Source organism: Pelagimonas sp., assembly GCF_058892305.1.
Genome location: NZ_JBZXVN010000034.1, coordinates 36,395 through 49,882, shown reverse-complemented (window position 1 = coordinate 49,882; position 13,488 = coordinate 36,395). Strand labels below are relative to the sequence as shown.

Sequence of the window (13,488 nt, the reverse complement as noted above, 5' to 3'; positions counted from 1 at the left end):
AGGCGCTGGATGGCGCGCTGCACAGGGGACAACACCTGATGACGGTGAAAATTTTAACATTAACGACATTGTCATAAGCAAGGCGGCAGGGTCCTCAGCATCTGCAATTTCCCGCGTCGCGGGTTCCGAAAAGGGCCGCTGCCTTATGGACGTCATTCTGCATATCGGTGCGCATCGCACCGGCTCGACCAGTTTTCAAAACTATCTTCGGACGAACCGGGGGGAATTGTCGGCGCAGGGCGTTGGGTTTTGGGGACCATGGCGCACCCGCAAGGGCCTTTTGCATGGGGTGGCCGATCGTCCTATCAACTCTGCACAGGCGCGCCGCTCAGCAGGTCGCGTGCAACTCAACCTCGCCGGTGCCAAGGGGCAGGGGGCCAAGGTTCTGGTCGTCTCGGATGAAAATATCATCGGAACCGCACGGCGCAATTTGCGCAAACGGGTGATGTACCCCGACATTGGTGAACGGATGGCGCGCATCAATGCGGCCTTTGATCCTGTCACGCGTGTTGTCCTGCAAATCCGGTCGCCGGATCGTTGGTGGGCCTCGGTGATGTCCTATCTCATTCCGCGTGGCGAAGCGGTTCTGGATGAAATGGCTTTAGACAAGATCGCAAGCTCGGATCGCAGTTGGCGCCATGTCATCACCGATTTGGCCTGTGCCTGCCCTGATGCGGAAATCGTGGTGACACCCTTTGAACGTTTCGCGCCTCATCCGGATGATCTGCTGGGGGTGGCCATAGGCCGTGCCAATGTACCCACCGCCGGCATGGGGGAGTTTTGGGCCAACCGAAGCCCGGACCTCAGTACGTTGCGTGATGCCTTGATGGATCGCGGTGATTTCCCTGACCTGCTGCCCGATGACACCGGGCGCTGGCACCCCTTTAACGCTTTTCAGGCCTCTGCTTTGCGCGAGGCCTATGCCGATGATCTGTACTGGCTGCGCGCCGGGGCGGAAGGATTGGCAAAACTGAGAGAAGATCCCATGCCCGCAAGATCAGCGAACAAGCTGGCGGCGGTGCTGACTGAGAGAGGACAAGCCTATGACCGATCTGCCCGACGATTGGAAGAAACTCGCTGAAAAAGAACTCCGCGGACGTCCGCTGGACGATCTGACATGGAACACATTGGAAGGGATTGACGTCAAACCGCTTTATACGGCGGATGACACTGCAAACCTTGACCATATGGGTGGCACGCCCGGTGTTGGCCCATTCACGCGGGGGGTTAAGGCCACCATGTATGCGGGCCGTCCTTGGACGATCCGCCAATATGCAGGCTTTTCTACCGCCGAAGAATCCAACGCCTTTTATCGCAAAAACCTAGCGGCTGGTCAGCAAGGGGTTTCGGTGGCCTTTGATCTCGCGACACACCGTGGTTACGATTCCGACCATCCGCGTGTTGTTGGGGATGTCGGCAAGGCTGGTGTGGCCATCGACAGCGTTGAGGACATGAAAATCCTGTTTGACGGCATCCCGTTGGACAAGGTGTCGGTGTCGATGACGATGAATGGCGCGGTCATCCCGATCTTGGCGAATTTCATTGTCGCCGGTGAAGAACAGGGGCATGACAAATCGCTGTTGGCGGGCACCATTCAGAACGACATTCTGAAAGAGTTCATGGTTCGCAACACCTATATTTACCCACCAGAACCGTCGATGAAAATCATCTCGGACATTATCGAGTACACCTCGAATGAGATGCCGAAATTCAACTCGATCTCGATCTCGGGTTACCACATGCAAGAAGCGGGCGCGAACTTGGTTCAAGAGCTTGCTTATACTTTGGCCGATGGCCGCGAATATGTTCGCGCCGCGATCAATGCTGGTATGGATGTCGATACATTTGCGGGCCGGTTGTCGTTCTTCTTTGCGATTGGAATGAACTTCTTCATGGAAGCGGCAAAACTGCGCGCGGCGCGGACCTTGTGGCACCGGGTCATGACCGAGTTTGAGGCAAAATCGGAACGCTCCAAAATGCTCCGCACCCACTGCCAGACCTCTGGCGTGTCCTTGCAGGAACAGGACCCCTACAACAACGTGATCCGCACAGCCTATGAGGCGATGAGCGCGGTTTTGGGTGGCACTCAGTCGCTGCATACCAATGCCTTGGACGAAGCGATTGCGCTTCCGACCGAGTTCAGCGCCCGCATCGCCCGCAACACGCAGATCATCCTTCAGGAAGAAACCGGTGTGACAAACGTGGTCGATCCGCTGGCTGGGTCGTACTATGTCGAAAGCCTGACGGATCAGTTGATCAATGACGCCTGGGCCTTGATGCAGGAAGTCGAGGAAATGGGCGGTATGACTAAGGCGGTGGCGTCTGGCATGCCTAAGCTTCGGATCGAAGAGTCGGCGGCGAAACGTCAGGCGATGATCGACCGTGGCGACGAAGTCATCGTCGGCGTGAACAAGTACAAGCTTGAGAAAGAAGACCAACTCGACATTCTCGATGTCGACAACGTCGCCGTCCGCGAAAGCCAAATCGCCCGTCTCGAAAAAATGCGGGCTGATCGCGATGAAGCGGTGTGCAGCGCGGCCTTGGCCGAACTGACCCGTCGCTCAAAAGAGGGTGGAAACTTGCTTGAGGCCGCTGTTGAAGCGGCGCGTGCCCGTGCCTCTGTTGGAGAAATCAGCATGGCTATGGAAGAAGAGTTTGGTCGCCACCGTGCCGAAGTGAAAACTTTGGCTGGTGTGTACGGTGCGGCGTATGAAGGCGACGAAGGGTTCGCCGCGATCCAGAAAGACATCGAAGCCTTTGCCACAGAAGAGGGGCGTCGCCCACGGATGCTGGTGGTGAAAATGGGTCAGGACGGTCATGACCGTGGTGCCAAGGTGATTGCGACGGCCTTTGCCGATATCGGTTTTGACGTTGATGTTGGCCCGCTGTTCCAAACTCCGGACGAAGCCGCGCAGGATGCCATCGACAATGATGTTCATGTTGTCGGCATCAGCTCACAAGCTGCTGGGCACAAAACCCTTGCGCCGCAGTTGATCGAAGAGCTGAAGAAACAAGGTGCCGAGGATATTCTGGTGATCTGTGGCGGGGTTATCCCGCAGCAGGACTATGAGTTCCTCAAATCCGCCGGGGTCAAAGCGATCTTTGGGCCGGGGACAAATATTCCTGAGGCTGCGCAGGATATTTTACGTCTGATCCGCGATACCCGTAAGTAAGCGGCACACACCTTAGGCACCACAATCGGCGCGCCCCTGGATACCAAGGGCGCGCCGTTTTTGTTAAGCAGTTTGGGCAGCGTCTTCTGAGCTAGGTGTTGAAAGACGCAGGGCTGCAAAGCCCAAAACGCCAGAGACCAAGGAGCCGAGCAAGACGCCAAGACGCACGTGGTTCATGAGTTCCGGATCGGCAAAGCTGAGCGATCCAATAAACAGAGACATGGTAAAGCCAATACCGGCAAGACAGGCCACGCCGTAGATTTGCGCCCAATTGGCCCCGGCCGGGGGCTGAGCCAGGCGCAGTTTTACCATAAGCCAGGTGACCCCAAAAACGCCGATCTGTTTGCCAAGCACCAAACCAAGGGCGATGCCCAACGGCAGTGGAGCAGCCAGATCGGACAAGCTCAAGCCGGTCAGAACAACACCTGCATTGGCAAAGGCGAAAATCGGAACGATGAGGAATAGAACATAGGGGGCCAAAGCGTGCTCGAGCGAATGCAGTGGAGATTTGCCCCATCTATCCTTTAGCGGGATAAAGAACGCGGTGATGACGCCTGCCAAAGTCGCGTGGACGCCCGATTTCAACACCAAAACCCACATGATCACGCCAAGAAACAAGATCGGCGCAACGCGGTGCACACGGCGTTTATTGAGCCAGAACATCGCCAACATCGGGACGAGAGCCATCAACAAGTAATCGATTTTAAGTTCAGCCGTGTAAAACAGGGCGATGATCAAAATGGCACCGATATCGTCGAGAATGGCGAGTGTCAGAAGAAACACTTTGAGCGAAGAGGGAACACGGTCACCAACCAAGGCCAAAACCCCGAGCGCAAAGGCGATGTCGGTGGCGGCGGGAATAGCCCAGCCAGACGCAGTTGCCGGGTTGCCCCAGTTGAAACCCAAAAAGATCAGCGCCGGAACCACCATGCCGCCAACCGCCGCCATTCCCGGGAGGACCACATCGGAGGGGTTTTTGAGCTTGCCTTCCAAAAGCTCGCGCTTGAGTTCAAGCCCGATTAAGAAGAAAAAGACCGCCATCAACCCGTCATTGATCCACAAGATCAGGGGTTTTTCTAGACCGCTACCGTTCAGGGTCACGGAAAAGATGCTGTTGAGGACACCCTCATATGTTCCCGCTAGACCAGAGTTGGCGACGATTAGTGCCGCCAAAGCAGCCGCCATCAAAAGCAACCCTCCAGAGGCTTCGTGTCGAAAAAAGCGGTCAATTGCGCGTAGCAGCATCGGTCCCTCAGATTTATTGGAAATTTCCTGACAAAATCTGTAGTTTAGAGTTAGGTTTTCAAGGGGAAACCACAGTTTTTGCAGGTTTTCTCCTCGAAACTGGGGCAGTTTGGCGACAAAGGACACAGAATGCTGGAACTCGATCACATTGCCGTCTTGGGCGAGACCCTCGAAGAGGCCGCGGCACATCTTGAGGCGGCGGTGAACTTGCCGCTTTTGCCCGGAGGAAAACACGCCCGCTTTGGGACGCACAACCGTCTCTTGGGGCTCGCGCCGGAGCTATACATGGAGGCGATTGCAATTGATCCGGCGGCGGAACGCCCCAAGGAACCGCGTTGGTTTTGGCTGGATGAGTTTCGTGGACCTGCGCGGTTGGACAAATGGATTTGTCGGGTTGAAGATATTGATGTTGCGTTGGATGCTCTGCCTATGGCGGGACGTCGGGTCGATTTGGAACGTGGTGATTTACGCTGGTCCATGGCGGTTCCAGAGGATGGACAGCAGGCCTTTGACGGGCTGTTTCCGGCATTGATCCAATGGCATAGCGATCTGATGCCGGGGCGGGTTTTGCCTGCGGGCGGGCTAGCGTTAAAGCAACTCACCGTGTCGCATCCGGATGCCGATGCCATGATCGATCTTCTAACCCCGGTTTTACACACGCCACTTGTGACATTTGCGACCGGCAAAGCGGGCCTGACGGCGCGTATCGAAACCCCACAAGGTGAGGTTGATTTGACCTAACCGGCGGGGGTGTTCCAAGCGACATGCAGATGTCTTGCAACCCTGCGCGCGCTCAGGCACAAGATTGCGCGTCGGACCGATCTGTTTTTATTGCGAAAAAACCGCGTAGGATCGCCTGACAGCTGCTTGGTGCTGAGGTAAGGTAGTCTCATGTCGATTTGGTCTCGGATATCACAGGCAGTGGCGGCCCTCGCCTCGGGCGAAGGGCTTTCAGCGGTTTTTGAAAAGCTGCGCAGCCCGCCGGAACGCTCTATCGCCTTTACGATTGCTGTTATTGCCCTGTCTGCGAAAATGGCCAAGGCGGACGGCCTTGTCACCCGCGATGAAGTCACCGCGTTTCGCGAGGTGTTCCACATCGCCGCCGAAGACGAAGAAGGCGCAGCCAAGGTTTTTAATCTTGCACGTCAAGATGTTGCCGGTTTTGAAGACTATGCGCGCCGGATCAAATCCATGTTTGGGTCCGAACCGGGAACCCTGTGCGATTTGATGGAAGGGCTGTTTCACATCGCCATGGCCGATGGCACATATCACCCAGCCGAAGACACGTTTTTGGCCGAGGTTGCAGCGATTTTTGAAATAGATGATCTTCGGTTTCGGACCATGCGGGCGCGTTTTGTCCCCGATGCCAAACCGGACCCATACACGGTCTTGGGGGTGACGTCGGATATGCCAATGGAAGAGATCCGCAAACATTGGCGCATTTTGGTCCGTGAAACCCACCCGGACGTCATGATTGCCCGTGGTGTTCCCGAAGAGGCGGTGAAATTGTCGGAACGGCGGATGCAGGATATCAATGATGCCTGGGCCGAGATTAGCGGGAAAGGGATCTGATGCGGCTTGCCACCTATAATGTCGAATGGTTTGACGCGCTGTTCGACAATCAGGGGCAGCTTTTGAATGACGGCGAGTGGTCGTCGCGGCACAATGTGACCCGCGCCCAACAAATCGAAGCGCTGGGCATGGTGTTTACCGCGCTGGACGCTGATGGCGTCATGATTATTGAGGCCCCGGACACCAATTCGAAACGTTCGACCACCAAGGCGTTGACGACATTTGCCGAGAGTTTCGATTTACGCTGCCGCGAGGTGGTGACCGGTTTTGCAAATGACACGCAGCAAGAGATCGCCTTTCTCTATGATCCCGATGTTTTGACTGTTCGCCATGATCCACAGGGCGCGGGGAATCCGGACGCGCCGGGGTTTGATCAGGTGTTTGAAATTGATTTGGACGTTGATGCCGATCGGGATGAGGTCAGGTTTTCAAAACCGCCGCTTGAACTTGTGGCGACGACAAAAAGTGGAACGTCTTTGCGGCTGATCGGGGCTCATTTGAAATCAAAGGCGCCGCATGGGGCGCGGTCGCGTGACGAGGTCATGCGGATTTCAATCGCCAATCGACGCAAGCAGTTGGCACAGGCTATTTGGCTACGCCGCCGTGTTGAACATCATGTGTCCAAAGGCGACGCGACTATTGTGATGGGCGATCTCAATGATGGCCCTGGTTTGGATGAATACGAAAACCTGTTCGGACGAAGTTCGGTCGAGATTTTGTTGGGGGAAGGGGCACAGGCCCTTTTCGATCCGCATGCGAGCCAAGCTTTGGGAGGGCGTTTGAACGCACACCCGACCACGTCTCGCTTCTACCTCAAGGACAAAAAGCGCTACCTTCAAGCCTTGCTTGACTACATCATGATCTCGCGCGACCTTCGGGCAAAAAATGGGGATTGGTGCATTTGGCATCCGTTTGATGACCCGCGGTGTTGGGCGCTTCCAGAGCTTCGTCAGGCTTTGTTGACCGCTTCGGATCATTTCCCAGTCACATTGGATATCGATCTATAACAGGGTTTCCCCTTACATGCATGGTGTCGGGCACTTATATTAAGGCCATGACACGTTTTGCTACCTCATTGCTCATCGCAAGCCTTGCCGCCGCCCCGTTGGCGGCCCAAGAAAAAGAGGGTCCGTCGCTCATGGAGCAAGGGGCCCAGTTGTTTTTCAAAGGATTGATGGAGGAAATGGAGCCTGCGCTTGATGAACTTGAAGGCATGGCCCAAGAGATGGAGCCGTATCTTGAAAAACTGTCGGCTGAGATGGGGCCGGCTCTCAAGGATTTGATGGACGAGGTCGATGATTGGAGCGCTTATCACCTTCCGGAAAAGCTCCCGAATGGGGATATCATCATGCGCCGAAAATCCGTCGATGACACAGAGTCCAAAGACCCGGATGAGGTCGAACTTTAGGCAGATTCGACAGTGTGACTTTCGGCTTCTAGCGTCTCAGCGAGCGAGTGAAAACGGGCTTCTGTGACTTCGCCATAAAGCGGGGCTGAGTTTTCAGACAGATGCAGGGACAGTTCGCGTTTGGCAGGATTCCACACCAAATGCGCCTCTTCCTTGGTGAGTTTTTCCATCCACAACATCGCCCCTAGGCGCATTGCCTTGCCAAGGATTGCGGCCTCTAACTGATCGTCCTTGTCGAGTAAATCAAACAGTGGCTCAAAATGAGTGCCCTCGGGTTTATTGCGATAGCGATAGAGCAGGGCGATGCCTAAAAACACCCGCTCCGAATGTTTTAGCCCGCCCAAATTTGCACGGGTCGCATTGTCGAAACAAATCTCGGCCCGGTAGTCGGGATGAGCGCGCCAGCTCACATCATGCATCAAACAGGCGGCTTTCATCAATCGCCGACGCGGTGAATCTGCGTCGGGAAACAGCGGTTTTACAAAATCATACAAGCGTTTGCCAAACCCCGGTATTCGCGCGTCCTTGGCCTCGGCAAAGCGGCTTGCTTCGATCAAAGGATCGCGGCGGCGCAGCTCTTCGGACATTTGTTCGTAAAGCATTCCTTCGCGAATGCCGTAGCTGGAAATCGCGATGTCCTTGGGTTTGAAGCGTGATAGAAGCTCTGACAAAACTTCGGCGGCATAGGGGAGAAGGCCCATCCGGGTCGCAGAAATTCCACAGGTTTTTCGCAAATCTTCGGGATTATGTTTGCCAAGGTATTCAATGGTTTGGGCAACCGCCTCCGTATCCATCCGGTATTCGTGTAAAACATGAAGCGGATAATTGCGACGTTCCATATCGACCTTGGCCAAGGCCCGCCAACTGCCGCCGACCAGAAACAAACGGTCGCGCTGTTTGCCCATATGGTCCTTGAGTTCTTTCATGACTTTGCGGATATGCTTTTCGCGCGCCGGTTGGCCGCCTTCGATATCCATGAGTTTGAGTGGACCAAGCGATGAGCTTATCCGACGTCCGACGTCGCCATCATTAATTTCGGCCAATTCCATTGACGATCCGCCAATGTCGCAGATCAATCCATAAGATCCGGGCCAGCCTAAAAGCACACCTTGCGCCGATAGCCGTGCCTCTTCGTCACCGTCGATCACATAGACCTTGAGGCCTGTTTCGGCTTCAATCTGATTCCGAAAGCTTGGGCCATCTTGGGCGTCGCGCATGGCGGCGGTGGCAACCACAGTCAAAGGCGGCAGGTCCATACCATCCGCAAGGCATTGAAAACGCCGCAAAGCAACAAGCGCGCGGGCCTTGCCTTTTGGGTTGAGATGCCCGGTTTCGTTCATGCCAGCGCCAAGGCCGCAGAGAATTTTTTCGTTGAAGAAGTAGGCCGGGCTTCGCGCCGCGCCGTCAAAGACCACCATACGGACCGAGTTTGATCCGATATCGACGACGCCAACCCGGCTAAGGGCGCGGGATTTCGGGTCGTCAAACAGGGGCTGACCGAACTGGGCCCAATCATCCTGCGGAAGGCTGTCTTGCATTGGTTTTGACCCCCGATCTTTTTGCCATATGGCCAGAGGAATGGCCGGGGGTCAATCACTTGAAAGCGTTGGGTTTACTGTGACCTATTGTCCAGAAACAACCCAGAGGTTAGCGGAAGAGTGCCAGAAGGGTCTGAGGCGATTGATTGGCAATCGAAAGGGCCTGGACTGCAAGCTGTTGTTGCACCTGAAGGGCCTGCAATTTGGCCGAGGACTCTTCCATATTTGCGTCGGTCAATGCGCCGATCCCAGCCTTAAGCGTATCGGACATTTTCGATACAAAATCTGCCTGTGTATCAATGCGCCCCTGATCCGAGCCAAAGGCGGCCGAGGCTTCGACGGCAATTTGGATCATGCCCTCGATCCGCCCAAGGGCTTCGTCCGCCCCAGATGCCGTTGAGACATCCAGATCACTCAAATCCTCGAGGCCACCGCCAATCGTATTGCCAGCGTCGGCGTCTAGGCGGTTGATCGCAACCTTGATGGTGTCCGAACCGCTGGTCGAGGAGGAGGACATCGAAATGCTTGAACCAGAGAAGGACAGGGCCAAATCACTGCTGTCGTGGTTGTTGGTATGGGCAAATGTTTGCCACTTCTTGCCAAGCGCATTCACAACATCCGCCATCGTATCCCCTTCGGCGGCAACATAGGTGAGATCACCGGCGGCCATTTCTGCCTGTGTTTCTGCAGAGGCGGCGGTGGAACGATAATCGGCTTGGGTGAAGCTTGAATCGTTGGCGTCGGTACCAAAAACCGAGATCGAAAAGGCGGCACCGGCTTCGGCGGTTAGGCTGCTGGCGTCGATGGTCGCTGTCTGAGTGGCGTTTAGTGTGGCGGTTGCCGCGTCGGCCACATAGGTCCCGCCCGCGGAGGCCACCGACGATGCGGCTGTTGACAGGTCTTGTTTCTTGACATTCATCCTGGTCGTCGAGACACCATTCGAGGAGCGGTCAAGCGATGCCATGATGTTGATGCTGCCGGAATCGGCGGTTGTTTCTTGGTTGATCAAAAGATTTTGGCCGTTGAATTGGGCAGCCTTGGTGATGTCATTGATCTGGGTGGTTAGGGCCTCGATATCCGCTTGGATTTTCGTGCGATCAACGTTTTCCTCTTGAGCGGCAACAATTTTACCTTTCATATCGGTCAAGAGATCGGTGATTGTTTCGGCCCCTTGCCGGGCTACGGCGACAGTTGACTGGCCTAAGCTTAGGTTGTCAGAAATCTTTTTGAAGCCCGCAACATCGGCTTCCATGGTTTTTGAAATCGCCCAAACCGCGGCGTTGTCGCCAGGTCGTGCCACCTTTTTGCCGGTGGAAATTTCGGTCTGTACGTTGCTCATCTCCTTGTTGATGGATTTGAGCGTTTGCAGCGCAACACTTGCGCCATTGTTGGTCAGAATACTCGACATCGGTCTCGCCTCATTTTCAGGTCAAGGCGTTTGCACGCCAGAGCCGCGTCTTTCACGGCTAGTCCAGCGTCTTCTGACGTATGCAGCTCCGAAAATTCGGACTGCGCCACTTGTTACCAAAGTGCAAATTCACACTGTCATGAGGGGATTAACCGGGCTTTAACACTTTGTGGCGCTTGAGGGGTCATATTATGGCCGAAATGGGGCAGAACCCTGTGGACAAGAAAAACCCGACCAAAAGGCCGGGCGTTTCTTTATCTATCTTGTGGATTGATTAATCGCCGTGGGTCAATTTGGGCACGTCTTTTGCCCCTGCGGATCCGCGTCCCGAAAGGGAGGGGTATTCCATAAAGAACTTGTGGCAGTTGAACGGTTTTTCGCCTTCGGGCACCGCATGTCGGGTGAATTTCCCGCTGGGCTCCATGACCCAGCTTTGCGCCGTATCCGCAAGGTTGGCCGCCATGATCTGGCTGACGATCTGAGCCTTGACGGTGGCATTTTCGATTTCCACCCCGGTTTCGATCCGCCGGTTCAAGTTGCGCCCCATCCAATCCGCCGAAGACATAAACACCCGCGCCTTTTTGTGCGGAAGCCCGTGGCCATTGCCAAAACAGACAATGCGCGAATGTTCAAGGAAACGACCAATAACCGATTTGACCCGGATGTTGTCGGATAATCCTTTGATACCGGGGCGCAATCCGCAAATGCCACGCACAACGCAATCAATCCGAACCCCGTCCTGAGACGCCTTGTAAAGCGCATCAATAATGGTTGGCTCGATGAGCGAATTCATCTTGATCCAAATTTGCGCAGGACGGCCAGCGCGGGCATGGGCGGCTTCGGCTTCGATCATCTCGATCATGCCGGATTTCAGCGAATGCGGAGAAATCAGCAGGTTGTCCAACGACGCGGGGCGGGCATAGCCGCTCAGATAGTTGAATATCTTGGCCGCATCGCGCCCCAGCGCGGTGTTGCAGGTGAAAAAGCTGAGATCGGTGTAAATCTTGGCGGTGATCGGGTGGTAGTTGCCGGTGCCCCAATGGGTGTAGGTGACAAGCTTGTCGCCTTCGCGGCGCACCACGCTGGAAATCTTGGCATGGGTTTTCCAATCGAGGAACCCATAGACAACCTGCGCCCCAGCCCGCTCAAGGCGCCGCGATTGGCGGATATTTGCGGCCTCGTCAAAGCGGGCTTTCAGCTCAACCAATGCGGTGACGGACTTGCCGTCTTCGGCGGCCTCACAAAGCGCTTCGACGATGGGGGAGTAATGCGAGGTACGGTAGAGCGTTTGTTTGATCGCGACAACATTTGGGTCCATTGCCGCTTGCCGTAGGAACCGCACCACCATGTCAAAGGTTTCATAGGGGTGATGTAGCAACATGTCCTTTTGTTTGATCGCTTCAAACATGTCGCCATCGTGGTCTTGAACCCGTTCGGGAACCCGCGGTGTAAAGCTCCGCCACAGCAGATCGGGGCGTTCGTCGATTACCAGCTCTTTGGTATCCGTGATCCCGATGAGACCCTCTTGTTCGATGACGTCTTGATCGTTCACATGCAATTCGCGCATGACAATGCCGCGCAATTTGTCCGACGCGCCCGCCGTGATGGTCAAGCGAACAACCTCACCACGACGACGGCGTTTTAGGGCCACCTCAAATTCGCGCACCAAGTCTTCGGCTTCTTCCTCGACCTCGATATCGCTGTCGCGCAACACGCGGAACCCGAAATGGTCGCGGCAGCGGTAACCGGGGAACAAGCCATCAATATGCAAAAGCAACACGTCTTCGAGAAGGATAAAACGGTGTTTGCCGTCCGACGCCGGAAGCTTCATGAAACGGTCGATTTGCGCGGGGATCGGCACAAGCGCCTGAAGGCCCTTTTTGTCTTTGACCCGTTCCAACTGCATCGCGATGCAATAGCCCATGTTGGGAATAAACGGGAACGGATGCGCCGGGTCGATGGCCAAGGGCGACAAAACCGGAAAGACCAGATCCAGAAAGGCGTCAGACAAGAAGGAGATATCATCCTCCATCAGTCCATCACGGTTGACGATCTCGATGCCTTCATTTTCCAACTCTTTGCGCAGGCTGACAAAAACCCGTTGTTGTTTGGCCATGAGGTCGCGGGCGTCTTCGTCTATCAACACCAGTTGCTCGGCCGGGCTTAGGCCATCGGCGGCGGGGGTGGTGTTGCCCGCATGGGCCAATTCCCGAAGACCAGCGACGCGGACGGTGTAAAACTCGTCCAGATTGGTGGCCGAGATCGACAAAAACCGCATCCGCTCAAGCAGAGGAACGCGCGGGTTCTCGGCTTCTTCCAGAACACGCCAATTGAACCCGAGCCAGCTTAGCTCGCGATTGTGAAAGCGGTTGGGGCCGGTAATATCCAATTCGGACAGTATCGCGGCGGCGGGAAGCGGGGATTTGAGAAAGTCAGCTTGAGTCATAGCGCCTTATGCATGTTTGTTTGCAAAGCTTTAATGACATGTGTCAATCACTCAAGCCCTAATACTCGTTGCCCGTTATGTTGCCGTGTTTAAGCCTCGGAACTGTCTTCCATTTCAGCAAGGATTTGGATCGCGAGCGGGCGGTTCACACCTGACGGGCGCGTGAGAGACGCCCGGTCCAACCGATCAACAATAGTACGAGCGGCGTGATAGCTACGTGGCATTTGGCGCAGCAAATAGGGGATAACGTCGCTAGCCGGAACAATCTGACGATCGTCGAATTGTTTGACAAGCAAAGCCGAAAGCAACATGTCGTCGGGCCCGCTTAGCGCTGCGGATTGCGCCGCCATGATGCGGCTTTGCAAGTCAGGCAGGGTCATGTTCCACAGGTTCGGGGACGCCGTTCCGGTAAGCAACAGGGAATGCCCCTGAGCCAAGAGCAAATTGTGCAGATGAAATAAGGCCTCTTCGGCACGCATATTTCCGGCGATCTGATCGACGTTTTCAACACAAATTGGGCCATTCGCCAAATCGGGGATATCGGCATATTCCAAACCCTGTGCGGCCACGATACGCGCACCGGACATTTTGGCCCAAACATGGGCCAGATGTGTTTTACCAGATCCAGCCGGGCCATTTAGCACCATCTTGCGCGAGGGCCAGTTTTCCCAACCTTCAACGAGCGCAACAGCCATGGA

General features: G+C 55.4%; 11 protein-coding genes. 6 read left to right on the top strand and 5 right to left on the bottom strand.

Annotated elements, in window-relative coordinates; translation table 11 throughout:
- The first annotated feature begins 145 nt into the window (after positions 1-145).
- The gene (locus AC5EFR_RS14615) at positions 146-1,081 is read left to right on the top strand and encodes a hypothetical protein (RefSeq protein ID WP_493576524.1); all 936 of its coding nucleotides are present in this window, start codon (positions 146-148) and stop codon (positions 1,079-1,081) included.
- Positions 1,044-3,173, top strand: a complete 2,130-nt coding sequence (gene scpA, locus AC5EFR_RS14610) for a methylmalonyl-CoA mutase (RefSeq protein ID WP_493576523.1) — start codon at positions 1,044-1,046, stop codon at positions 3,171-3,173. Before AC5EFR_RS14615 ends, scpA begins: the two co-directional genes overlap by 38 nt.
- Before the next feature lie 63 nt (positions 3,174-3,236).
- Here the strand turns inward: scpA and nhaA are convergent, their stop codons facing one another.
- The gene (nhaA, locus tag AC5EFR_RS14605) at positions 3,237-4,418 is read right to left on the bottom strand and encodes a Na+/H+ antiporter NhaA (protein ID WP_493576522.1); all 1,182 of its coding nucleotides are present in this window, start codon (positions 4,416-4,418) and stop codon (positions 3,237-3,239) included.
- 129 nt (positions 4,419-4,547) lie between these two features.
- On the opposite strand from nhaA, the gene AC5EFR_RS14600 reads away from it, so the two are divergent.
- The 4 genes from AC5EFR_RS14600 to AC5EFR_RS14585 all read left to right on the top strand — a co-directional run bounded on the left by AC5EFR_RS14600 (position 4,548) and on the right by AC5EFR_RS14585 (position 7,398).
- Positions 4,548-5,159, top strand: a complete 612-nt coding sequence (locus tag AC5EFR_RS14600; RefSeq protein WP_493576521.1) for a VOC family protein — start codon at positions 4,548-4,550, stop codon at positions 5,157-5,159.
- A 150-nt stretch (positions 5,160-5,309) separates the two neighbouring features.
- Positions 5,310-5,990, top strand: coding sequence for a TerB family tellurite resistance protein (locus tag AC5EFR_RS14595; RefSeq protein ID WP_493576520.1), 681 nt, complete (start codon positions 5,310-5,312; stop codon positions 5,988-5,990).
- Positions 5,990-6,997 carry an endonuclease/exonuclease/phosphatase family protein gene (locus AC5EFR_RS14590; RefSeq protein WP_493576519.1) on the top strand — a complete coding sequence of 336 codons (1,008 nt, stop codon included), beginning with the start codon at positions 5,990-5,992 and terminating at the stop codon, positions 6,995-6,997. Before AC5EFR_RS14595 ends, AC5EFR_RS14590 begins: the two co-directional genes overlap by 1 nt.
- 47 nt (positions 6,998-7,044) lie before the next feature.
- Positions 7,045-7,398 (top strand): hypothetical protein, encoded by a 354-nt coding sequence (locus AC5EFR_RS14585; RefSeq protein WP_493576518.1) that lies wholly within the window; start codon positions 7,045-7,047, stop codon positions 7,396-7,398.
- Here the strand turns inward: AC5EFR_RS14585 and AC5EFR_RS14580 are convergent.
- The 4 genes from AC5EFR_RS14580 to AC5EFR_RS14565 form a co-directional block, all read right to left on the bottom strand.
- Positions 7,395-8,936 carry a Ppx/GppA family phosphatase gene (locus AC5EFR_RS14580; RefSeq protein WP_493576517.1) on the bottom strand — a complete coding sequence of 514 codons (1,542 nt, stop codon included), beginning with the start codon at positions 8,934-8,936 and terminating at the stop codon, positions 7,395-7,397. The two genes, AC5EFR_RS14585 and AC5EFR_RS14580, sit on opposite strands and share 4 nt — an antisense overlap.
- 109 nt (positions 8,937-9,045) lie before the next feature.
- The gene (locus AC5EFR_RS14575) at positions 9,046-10,344 is read right to left on the bottom strand and encodes a flagellin family protein (RefSeq protein WP_493576516.1); all 1,299 of its coding nucleotides are present in this window, start codon (positions 10,342-10,344) and stop codon (positions 9,046-9,048) included.
- A 274-nt stretch (positions 10,345-10,618) separates the two neighbouring features.
- Complete coding sequence (locus AC5EFR_RS14570; protein WP_493576515.1) at positions 10,619-12,790, bottom strand: RNA degradosome polyphosphate kinase; 2,172 nt, start codon at positions 12,788-12,790, stop codon at positions 10,619-10,621.
- Between the two features lie 89 nt (positions 12,791-12,879).
- Positions 12,880-13,485, bottom strand: a complete 606-nt coding sequence (locus AC5EFR_RS14565; RefSeq protein ID WP_493576514.1) for a P-loop NTPase family protein — start codon at positions 13,483-13,485, stop codon at positions 12,880-12,882.
- Positions 13,486-13,488: the final 3 nt, after the last annotated feature.

Bases quoted from the DNA above. Each gene is read 5' to 3' on its own strand.
- AC5EFR_RS14580 (WP_493576517.1), bottom strand. From the start codon at position 8,936: ATGCAAGACAGCCTTCCGCAGGATGATTGGGCCCAGTTCGGTCAGCCC.
- AC5EFR_RS14565 (WP_493576514.1), bottom strand. From the start codon at position 13,485: ATGGCTGTTGCGCTCGTTGAAGGTTGGGAAAACTGGCCCTCGCGCAAG.
- AC5EFR_RS14575 (WP_493576516.1), bottom strand. From the start codon at position 10,344: ATGTCGAGTATTCTGACCAACAATGGCGCAAGTGTTGCGCTGCAAACG.
- AC5EFR_RS14590 (WP_493576519.1), top strand. From the start codon at position 5,990: ATGCGGCTTGCCACCTATAATGTCGAATGGTTTGACGCGCTGTTCGAC.
- AC5EFR_RS14600 (WP_493576521.1), top strand. From the start codon at position 4,548: ATGCTGGAACTCGATCACATTGCCGTCTTGGGCGAGACCCTCGAAGAG.
- AC5EFR_RS14615 (WP_493576524.1), top strand. From the start codon at position 146: ATGGACGTCATTCTGCATATCGGTGCGCATCGCACCGGCTCGACCAGT.
- AC5EFR_RS14595 (WP_493576520.1), top strand. From the start codon at position 5,310: ATGTCGATTTGGTCTCGGATATCACAGGCAGTGGCGGCCCTCGCCTCG.
- AC5EFR_RS14585 (WP_493576518.1), top strand. From the start codon at position 7,045: ATGACACGTTTTGCTACCTCATTGCTCATCGCAAGCCTTGCCGCCGCC.
- nhaA (WP_493576522.1), bottom strand. From the start codon at position 4,418: ATGCTGCTACGCGCAATTGACCGCTTTTTTCGACACGAAGCCTCTGGA.
- AC5EFR_RS14570 (WP_493576515.1), bottom strand. From the start codon at position 12,790: ATGACTCAAGCTGACTTTCTCAAATCCCCGCTTCCCGCCGCCGCGATA.
- scpA (WP_493576523.1), top strand. From the start codon at position 1,044: ATGACCGATCTGCCCGACGATTGGAAGAAACTCGCTGAAAAAGAACTC.